The 8,538-nt window shown below is 74.4% G+C and carries 7 protein-coding genes and 1 pseudogene; 7 read left to right on the plus strand and 1 reads right to left on the minus strand.

Annotated features, from left to right (window positions below):
• Positions 1–251: 251 nt before the first annotated feature.
• Positions 252–839: a hypothetical protein gene (locus tag ACTMS0_RS28940; protein ID WP_441158442.1), complete on the plus strand. Its 588-nt coding sequence runs from the start codon at positions 252–254 to the stop codon at positions 837–839.
• Between the two features lie 141 nt (positions 840–980).
• Here ACTMS0_RS28940 and ACTMS0_RS28945 read toward each other — a convergent pair whose 3' ends face one another.
• On the minus strand, positions 981–1,622 hold the full coding sequence (locus ACTMS0_RS28945; protein ID WP_441158443.1) for a class I SAM-dependent methyltransferase: 642 nt from the start codon (positions 1,620–1,622) through the stop codon (positions 981–983).
• Between the two features lie 213 nt (positions 1,623–1,835).
• Between ACTMS0_RS28945 and ACTMS0_RS28950 the strand changes: the two genes are divergently transcribed.
• The 6 genes and pseudogenes from ACTMS0_RS28950 to ACTMS0_RS28975 all read left to right on the plus strand — a co-directional run.
• Positions 1,836–3,488: a carbamoyltransferase family protein gene (locus ACTMS0_RS28950; protein WP_441158444.1), complete on the plus strand. Its 1,653-nt coding sequence runs from the start codon at positions 1,836–1,838 to the stop codon at positions 3,486–3,488.
• A complete protein-coding gene (locus ACTMS0_RS28955; protein WP_441158445.1) occupies positions 3,485–4,486 on the plus strand; it encodes a glycosyltransferase family 2 protein in 1,002 nt (333 codons plus the stop codon). Before ACTMS0_RS28950 ends, ACTMS0_RS28955 begins: the two co-directional genes overlap by 4 nt.
• Before the next feature lie 38 nt (positions 4,487–4,524).
• On the plus strand, positions 4,525–6,105 hold the full coding sequence (locus ACTMS0_RS28960; protein ID WP_441158446.1) for an HAD-IIIA family hydrolase: 1,581 nt from the start codon (positions 4,525–4,527) through the stop codon (positions 6,103–6,105).
• A 27-nt stretch (positions 6,106–6,132) separates the two neighbouring features.
• Positions 6,133–7,116: a glycosyltransferase gene (locus ACTMS0_RS28965; protein WP_441158447.1), complete on the plus strand. Its 984-nt coding sequence runs from the start codon at positions 6,133–6,135 to the stop codon at positions 7,114–7,116.
• Positions 7,101–8,318, plus strand: a complete 1,218-nt coding sequence (locus ACTMS0_RS28970; RefSeq protein ID WP_441158448.1) for a glycosyltransferase — start codon at positions 7,101–7,103, stop codon at positions 8,316–8,318. Before ACTMS0_RS28965 ends, ACTMS0_RS28970 begins: the two co-directional genes overlap by 16 nt.
• Positions 8,318–8,538, plus strand: a pseudogene (locus ACTMS0_RS28975) (phosphoheptose isomerase); the annotation flags it as partial. The gene ACTMS0_RS28970 and the pseudogene ACTMS0_RS28975, both read left to right, overlap by 1 nt.

Consider the following 8,538-nt stretch of genomic DNA (forward strand, 5'->3'; position numbering starts at 1 on the left):
CCTCGGGCCTGGCCGGAATGATGGCGGGCCGGCGGTCGTTACATCTGGACCCGGCACCACGGAAGCAGCCCGCCCCCTGGGGCGTGGCCCCCGGTTGCCGGTCTGATTCACCCCTCGAGACGGTCCACCCCCTGGGCCCTGGCACGACGGAAATCCCCGAAGTCTTTGAGTGCCTGACGGTGCTCGCGTCACCACGCCCGTTCCCCCCTTCTTGTGGCTGGTGGCGCCTTCCCCCGAATGGAGCATTTCTGATGAACACGATGCTGCGTAAGAGCGTTCTGGGTATCGCTGGTCTGGCCTTCGCCGGTGGCATGTTCGCCGGCCCCGCCACCACCAACGCCGCCCCGTCGATCGAGTCGAAGCCGGTCGCCGCGACCGCGCAGGCTGACAAGGTGGACAAGGGCAAGCTGATCCCGCACGGCGTGCAGGGCAAGCAGTCCCGCATCGACCTCACCGACGAGCAGATCGGCAACGTCAAGGCGATCATCGCCGCGACCAAGAAGGCCGACATGGACGAGCGCGCCGCCGTGGTGGCCATCGCCACCGCGCTGCAGGAGTCCAAGCTCGAGAACCTGGGTCACCTGGGTGAGCGCAACGACCACGACTCGCAGGGCCTGTTCCAGCAGCGCCCCTCCAGCGGGTGGGGCACGGTCGAGCAGATCACCGACCCGGAGTACTCGACGATGGCGTTCCTGAAGGGCCTCAAGCAGGTCGACGGCTGGCAGGACATGCCGCTGACCAAGGCCGCCCAGACCGTGCAGGTCTCGGCCTACCCGTTCCACTACGCGCAGTGGGAGACCCAGGCCGCCGACCTCGTCGCCGAGCACTGGAACAGCTGAACTCACTGACCTTCCTCACAGGGGGAAACAAGTCGCTGGCCGGCACCCGAACCCGGGTGCCGGCCAGCGGCGTCTGACCCTTTGATCGTCGACTCGGGTTCAGCGAAGTCGGGGTGTCCGAGGCGGTTGGACACCCCGATATCAGGGGCGTACGGCCGCGCCGAGGACGTGTGGGGTGGCGGGCAGCGGGATCGGCGTCTCCGGGAACGAGAAGCGGTCCAGCTCGGTGATAGTGAAGCCGGCGTCCCGGATCTCGGCGACCGTGTCGCGGCCGGTGTGGCAACCGCCGCACACCAGCGGCCAGACCGTCGCGTCCACCACCCGCTGCAGCCGGCGCAGGCCGGGGGTCTGTGCGCGTACGTGCTCGAAGAAGCGCACCTGCCCGCCCGGCCGCAGGACCCGGCGGGCCTCGCGCAGCGCGGCGGCCTGGTCGGCGACCGAGCAGAGCACGAGGGACAGGACGACGGCGTCGGCGTCCCCGTCCGCCACCGGGAGGTCTTCCGCCAGCCCGTCGACCACCTCCACCGGCACGGGCGCGGACGCGGCGGCGACGCGCGCGGCCTCCCGCAGCCGGGGCTCCGGCTCGACGGCCAGCACGTGCGCGACGCCCGGCGGGTAGTGCGCGAAGGCGCGGCCGTTGCCCGCGCCCACCTCCACCACCCGGCCGGTCAGGCCGGCGACGAGCCGGCGGCGGTGCGCGGCCACACCGGCCCGGTCCATCGCGTCCGTGGCGCGCGGGTAGAGCCGGGCGAACAGCGGATGGGAGACCGCCGAGCGGGACATCGACCCCTCCGAACGTCGTCCTGGCCGGCGCTGGACGGCCGGACCTCCGCAGGGTAACCCGGGGCGGCGACACCCCTCCGCGATCACGACGTCACGCCCTGTTGACCGGATGTGACCATATGCCAACGAATCTCCAAAGGCGACGGACCGAGCCGTCCGGAGAAGTTGATGATCTACCGGTTAGAGGGAGAAGTCGAGGGTAGGGGACCTGTCATGCGGGTCCTTGGAATCAACGCGATCTTCCACGATCCGGCGGCCGCCCTCGTGGTCGACGGCCGGGTGGTGGCCGCTGCCGAAGAGGAGCGGTTCAGCCGTCGGAAGCACGGGAAGCGTCCCGTGCCCTTCTCCGCGTGGGAGCTTCCGGAGCTCTCCGCCGCCTGGTGCCTGACCAGTGCCGGGCTCGACGTCGACGACCTCGACGCCGTCGCCTACTCGTTCGACCCGGGCCTGTGCCGCCCGTCTGAGAGCCTCGGGCTCGCCGACCCGTGGGACTGGCTGCGGGTCGAGTACGCGCAGCGCGCGCCCCAGTTCCTCGCCGCCGCCCTGCCCGGCCTCGATCCGGCGAAGGTGCGGTTCGTCCCGCACCACGTGGCACACGCCGCCTCCGCCGGGCTGGCCGCCCCACCGGGCGGCGACGACACCGCCGTGCTGGTCCTCGACGGGCGCGGCGAGGTGGCCAGCCACCTCGCCGGCGTCTACGCCGACGGCCGCCTCAAGTCCCTGTACGCGCAGGAGCTGCCGCACTCCCTCGGCCTGCTCTACGAGGACCTGACCCGCCACCTGGGCTTCCTGCACTCCAGCGACGAGTACAAGGTGATGGCGCTCGCCTCGTACGGCGAGCCGAAGCACCTTGGCCTGCTCCGCGACCTGGTCCGGGTGACGCCGGAGGGCGGCTTCCACGTCGAGCGCATCGACTGGGCGGGCCTCGCCAAGCCACGGACGGCCGACGGGGAGATGACCGACGACCACGCCGACCTGGCCGCCAGCGTGCAGGCCCGGCTGGAGGAGGTCATCCTCGACCTGGCCCGCTGGGTGTACGACGCCTCCGGCGGCGCCTCCACCATCGCGATGGCCGGCGGGGTGGCCCTGAACTGCGTGGCCAACGCGCGGCTGGCCGCGCAGGGCCCGTTCCGGCAGGTCTGGGTGCAGCCGGCGGCCGGCGACTCGGGCACGGCGCTGGGCGCCGCCCTGCACGTCGCCCGCGACCTCGGTGACCGGTCGGTGCCGATGCGCGGCGCGGACCTGGGTCGCGGCTGGTCGGACGACGAACTGGAGGCGGAGCTGCGCCGGGCGGCGCTGCCCTACTTCCAGCCCGACTCGATCGCCGCCGAGGCGGCCCGGGTGCTCGCCGACAACGGCATCGTCGCCTGGTACCAGGGGCGCAGCGAGTACGGCCCGCGCGCGCTCGGCCACCGGTCGCTGCTCGCCCACCCCGGGGACCCGGCCACCACCGCCCGGATGAACGACGTGAAGGGCCGCGAGCAGTTCCGTCCGATCGCACCGATGGTCCGCGCGGAGCGGGCCGTCGAGATCTTCGACGGTGTCTTCCCCAGCCCGTACATGCTCTTCGTGCATCGGGTGAAGCCGGAGTGGCGGGACCGCATCCCGGCGGTCACCCACGTCGACGGCACCGCACGGGTGCAGACCGTGCACACCGACACCGAACCGCTGGTCGCGGAGCTGCTGGCCGAGTTCGAGCGGCTCACCGGACTGCCGGTGGTGGTGAACACCTCGCTGAACACCGCCGGCCGGCCGATGGTCGACACGCCCCGTGAGGCGATGGAGCTGTTCGGCTCCGCGCCGGTGGAGCTGCTGGCGATGGGGCCGTTCGCGGTGCGGCGCGGCGCGCTGGGCGGTGCCCGGTGATCAGCGTGGTGGTGCCGACGCTCGGCCGGCCGAGCCTCGCGGTGCTCCTCGACGCGCTCGCCGCGCAGGTCGACGACCTGCCCGATCCGGAGATCCTGCTGGTCGACGACCGGGGCGACGCCGCCGGGGAGCTGGCGGTGCCGGGGGCGCTGTCCGCGTACGCGAAGGTGCTGACCGGGCCCGGTGCGGGGCCGGCGGCGGCCCGCAACCTGGGCTGGCGTGCGGCCCGCTCCCGCTGGGTCGTCTTCCTGGACGACGACGTGGTGCCCGCGGCGGACTGGGCCCGCCGGCTGGTCGCGGACCTGGCGGTCGGGGACCGCGTCGGCGGTGTGCAGGGCCGGGTCGAGGTGCCGCTGCCGGCGGACCGCCGCCCCACGGACTGGGAGCGCGGGACGGCCGGGCTCGCCGTGGGCGCGTGGATCACCGCCGACATGGCCTACCGCCGGGCCGCCCTGGCCGAGGTGGGCGGGTTCGACGAGCGGTTCCCCCGGGCCTACCGGGAGGACGCCGAGCTGGCCCACCGGGTCCGGCGCGCGGGCTGGGACCTGGTCCGCGGGCAGCGGTCGGTGACCCATCCGGTACGCCCCGAGGACCGCTGGGTGAGCCTGCGCGTGCAGCGCGGCAACGCCGACGACGCGTTGCTGCGCCGCCTCTACGGACCGGCCTGGCGCGAGGACCTGGACCTGCCGCCCGGCCGGCGGCCCCGGCACGTCGCGGTCACCGCCGCCGGTGCCGTCGCGGTGCTTGCCGCCGCCCTGTCGCGCACCACCACGGGTACGCCCCGACGGCTGCTCGGCGCGGTCGCGGCGGCCGGCGCGGCGGCCTGGGCGGCGGGCACGGCGGAGTTCGCCCACGCCCGCGTCGCGCCCGGTCCGCGTACCGCCGACGAGGTCACGACGATGGTGGTGACCAGCGCGCTGATCCCGCCGCTGGCGGTGACGCACTGGGTCCGCGGGTGGTGGCGGGCCCGTGGCGAACGTCCTGGGCCGGGGCGTTGATGTTTGGGCCGTCGCTCGCCAGGGGCAACAGATGCCGCATGGAAATCGATCCGGGCGGTCCACGCCTCTTCGACGCGGTGCTGCTCGACCGGGACGGCACGCTCGTCGAGGACGTGCCGTACAACGGGGATCCGGAGAAGGTACGGCCGGTGCCGGGCGCGCGGGCCGCCCTTGACGCGGTGCGGGCGGCGGGTCTGCGGCTCGCGGTGGTGACGAACCAGTCCGGCCTGGCCAAGGGGCTCTTCACCGAGGCGCAGATGCAGGCCGTGCATGCCCGCATCGAGGAACTGCTGGGCCCGTTCGACGCCTGGCTGGTGTGCCCGCACGACGACGGTGACCGGTGCGCCTGCCGGAAGCCGGCGCCCGGACTGGTGTACGCCGCCGCCCGCGAGCTGGGCACGGTCCCCCGCCGCTGTGTGCTGATCGGCGACATCGGCCGGGACGTCACCGCCGCCCTCGCCGCCGGCGCGCAGGCGGTCCTCGTGCCCACACCGGTGACCCGGCCGGAGGAGGTCGACGCCGCGCCGTGGGTGGCGGCGGACCTCCCGGGCGCCGTCGCCGAGATCCTGCGCCGGCAGGCCGCGGTGGTGCCGCGCGAGCCGCGCCGGGCCGGGACGGTGCTGGTGGTGCGGTCGGACTCGGCCGGGGACGTGCTGGTCACCGGGCCCGGCATCCGTGCCGTCGCCGCCGGAGCCCAGCGGGTGGTGCTGCTGTGCGGACCCCACGGCCGCGCCGCGGCGGAACTGCTGCCCGGCGTCGACGAGATCGTCGAGCACCGCCTGCCGTGGATCGACCCGGCCCCCGGGCCGGCCGATCCCGACGACATCGCCACGCTCACCGCCACCCTGGCGGGCGTGGGTGCCGACGAGGCGGTCATCTTCACCAGCTTCCACCAGTCGCCGCTGCCGCTGGCGCTGCTGCTGCGCACCGTCGGCGTCCGCCGGATCGCCGCGATCAGCGACGACTACCCGGGTTCGCTGCTCGACGTACGACACCGTGTCCCGGTCGGCGTACCCGAGCCGGAGCGTGCCCTGTCGCTGGCCGCCGCAGCCGGCTTCGCCCTGGCCGACGGCGACGAACCGACTCTCCGCGTACGGGCCGACCGGTTCGCCGGATCGAACCCGGCGCTCGCCGAGCCCGGCTACGTCGTCGTGCATCCCGGCGCGTCGGTGCCCGCGCGGGCCTGCCCGCCCCGCCGGTGCGCCGAGATCGTCGCCGCGCTCGCCGACGCCGATCACCGGGTGGTGGTCACCGGCGCTCCGGACGAGCGGGAGCTGACCGCGTACGTCGCCGGGGACCGCGCCGTGGACCTCGGGGGGCGTACGCCGCTGGCCGACCTGGCGGGGGTGCTCGCCGGCGCCCGCGCGGTGGTGGTGGGCAACACCGGCCCGGCCCACCTGGCGGCGGCCGTCGGTACGCCGGTGGTCAGCCTGTTCGCCCCGACCGTCCCGTTCGGACAGTGGGGGCCGTGGGGCGTGCCGACGGTACGCCTCGGCGACGCCGCCGCCGGCTGCCGGGACACCCGCGCGTCGTTCTGCCCGGTGCCCGACCACCCCTGCCTCGCCGGCCTCGACCCGGGCGAGGTGGTGGACGCCGTCGGCGTACTCGCGTCCCGCTGAACCCCGAGACACCCGCTGAGGAGAGGCATGAACATCCTGCTCTGGCACGTGCACGGCTCGTGGACGACGTCCTTCGTCCACGGCCGGCACCGCTACCTGGTGCCGGTCACGCCCGACCGCGGCCCGTACGGTCTCGGGCGGGCACGCACCTACCCCTGGCCGGACCCGGCGGTCGAGGTGACCCCGCAGGCCCTGGCCACCGCCGACGTGGACCTGGTCATCCTGCAACGCCCCGAGGAGCAGGACCTCGCGGCGCAGTGGCTCGGCCGGCGACCGGGCCGGGACGTGCCGGCGATCTACGTCGAACACAACACTCCCAAGGGCGACGTGCCGAACACCCGCCACCCGATGGCCGACCGCGACGACCTGCTGATCGCCCACGTCACCCACTTCAACGAGCTGTTCTGGGACACCGGGGGCACCCGCACGACGGTGATCGAGCACGGCATCGTGCCGCCCCGGGTGGAATGGAGCGGCGGGCTGGACCGGCTGGCCGTGGTGACGAACGAACCGGTACGCCGCTGGCGGGTCACCGGCACGGACCTGATGCCGCGCTTCGCACGGGTCGCCCCGCTGGACGTGTTCGGGATGGGGGTGGCCGCGCTGCCGGACGCGCTGGCCCGGGCCGGGTTCCCCGACCTTCCGGTGACCGGGTACGACGACCTGCCGCAGGACCGGATGCACGCCGAGGTGGCGCGGCGGCGGGCGTACCTGCACCTGTGCCGGTGGACCTCGCTGGGTCTGAGCCTGATCGAGGCGATGGCGATGGGGATGCCGGTGATCGCCCTGGCCACCACGGAGGCGGTGGACGCGGTGCCGGCCGACGCGGGGGTGCTCGCCACGCGGGTGGACACCCTCGTCGAGGCGACCCGGTGGTTGATGACGGACCGCGACGCGGCCTCCCGGCTGGGGGCGCGGGGTCGCGAGGTGGCGAAGGACCGGTTCGGACTCGACCGGTTCCTCGCGGACTGGGACCGGCTGATGGAGGAGGAAACATGCGCATCGCGATGATCTCGGAGCACGCCAGTCCATTGGCCCTTCTCGGCGAGGAGGACGCGGGAGGGCAGAACACCCACGTGGCGGAACTGGCCGCCGCGCTGGTCGGCGAGGGGCACGATGTCCGCGTGTACACCCGCCGGGACGCCACCAGCCTGCCGGACACGGTATCCACACCGGACGGCTACCAGGTGTGCCACGTGCCGGCCGGCCCGGCGCTGCGGGTGCCGAAGGACGAACTGCTGCCGTACATGGGCGAGTTCGGCCGCTGGCTCGCCGGCCAGTGGCGCGACGGCGACTGGACGCCGGACGTCGCGCACGCGCACTTCTGGATGAGCGGGCTGGCCACCCTGCACGCCGGCCGCCGGACGCGGGTGCCGGTGGTGCTGACGTACCACGCGCTCGGCATCGTCAAGAAGCGGCACCAGGGCGCCAAGGACACCAGTCCACCGGGCCGGATCGGCTACGAGCGGGCGTTGGGGCGGGCCGTCGACCGGGTGATCGTGCAGTGCCAGGACGAGATCGGCGAGCTGGTCCGGCTGGGTGTGCCGCGTTCCCGGATGGCGCTGGTCCCCTCCGGCGTGAACCAGGAGATGTTCCGCCCGGACGGGCCGGTCGCCCCGCGCGAACCGGCCCGCCCCCGGATCATCACGGTCGGGCGGCTGGTCGAGCGCAAGGGCTTCCTGGACGTGGTCCGGGCGATGCCCGCGGTGCCGGACGCCGAGTGCGTGGTGGTCGGCGGGCCCCCCGCCGACCAGCTCCCGGCCGACGCGTTCGCCCGCCGGCTCGGCGCCCTCGCCGAGTCCTGCGGGGTGGCCGACCGGGTGAAGCTGGTCGGCGCGGTGCCCCGGGAGGAGATGGGCCGCTGGTACCGGTCCGCCGACCTCCTGGTGGCCGCGCCCTGGTACGAGCCGTTCGGGCTTACCCCGCTGGAGGGCATGGCCTGCGGCGTGCCGGTGGTGGGCACCGACGTCGGTGGCATCTCCGACACCGTCGTCCCCGGCCTGACCGGCGACCTCGTGCCGCCGCGGGACCCCCGGGCGCTCGGCACGGCGATCCGTCGCCTGCTCGCCGACAAGGTGCGCCGGTTCGCGTACGCGACGGCGGCGCTGGACCGGATCCGCAGCCGGTACTCCTGGAAGCGCTGCGCCGAACAGCTGAGCGTCGTGTACGCCGCGCTGACCGTCGCCAGCCGCCCCACCCCGGCGGTGGCCTGATGACGGCGAGACTATCCACTCTCGACAGCCACCTCGCGAGCCTGGCGGGGGCGCTGCTGCCGTACCGGCAGGTGGCGGAGCGGCTCGCCGACTGGGGAACGGAACTGGCCTGGACGCTCGCGCGGGGCGGGCGGCTCCTCGTCGCGGGCAACGGTGGCAGCGCGGCCGAGGCCCAGCACCTCACCGCCGAACTCGTCGGGAAACTCCGCGACGACCGCCA

It is taken from the genome of Micromonospora sp. H33 (genome assembly GCF_052068455.1).
Classification (GTDB): domain Bacteria; phylum Actinomycetota; class Actinomycetes; order Mycobacteriales; family Micromonosporaceae; genus Micromonospora.

What these genes read in the sequence shown, in the direction of transcription:
- ACTMS0_RS28940 (WP_441158442.1), top strand. Translation starts at nt 252, where the DNA reads ATGAACACGATGCTGCGTAAGAGCGTTCTGGGTATCGCTGGTCTGGCC.
- ACTMS0_RS28945 (WP_441158443.1), bottom strand. Translation starts at nt 1,622, where the DNA reads ATGTCCCGCTCGGCGGTCTCCCATCCGCTGTTCGCCCGGCTCTACCCG.
- ACTMS0_RS28950 (WP_441158444.1), top strand. Translation starts at nt 1,836, where the DNA reads ATGCGGGTCCTTGGAATCAACGCGATCTTCCACGATCCGGCGGCCGCC.
- ACTMS0_RS28960 (WP_441158446.1), top strand. Translation starts at nt 4,525, where the DNA reads ATGGAAATCGATCCGGGCGGTCCACGCCTCTTCGACGCGGTGCTGCTC.
- ACTMS0_RS28965 (WP_441158447.1), top strand. Translation starts at nt 6,133, where the DNA reads ATGAACATCCTGCTCTGGCACGTGCACGGCTCGTGGACGACGTCCTTC.
- ACTMS0_RS28970 (WP_441158448.1), top strand. Translation starts at nt 7,101, where the DNA reads ATGCGCATCGCGATGATCTCGGAGCACGCCAGTCCATTGGCCCTTCTC.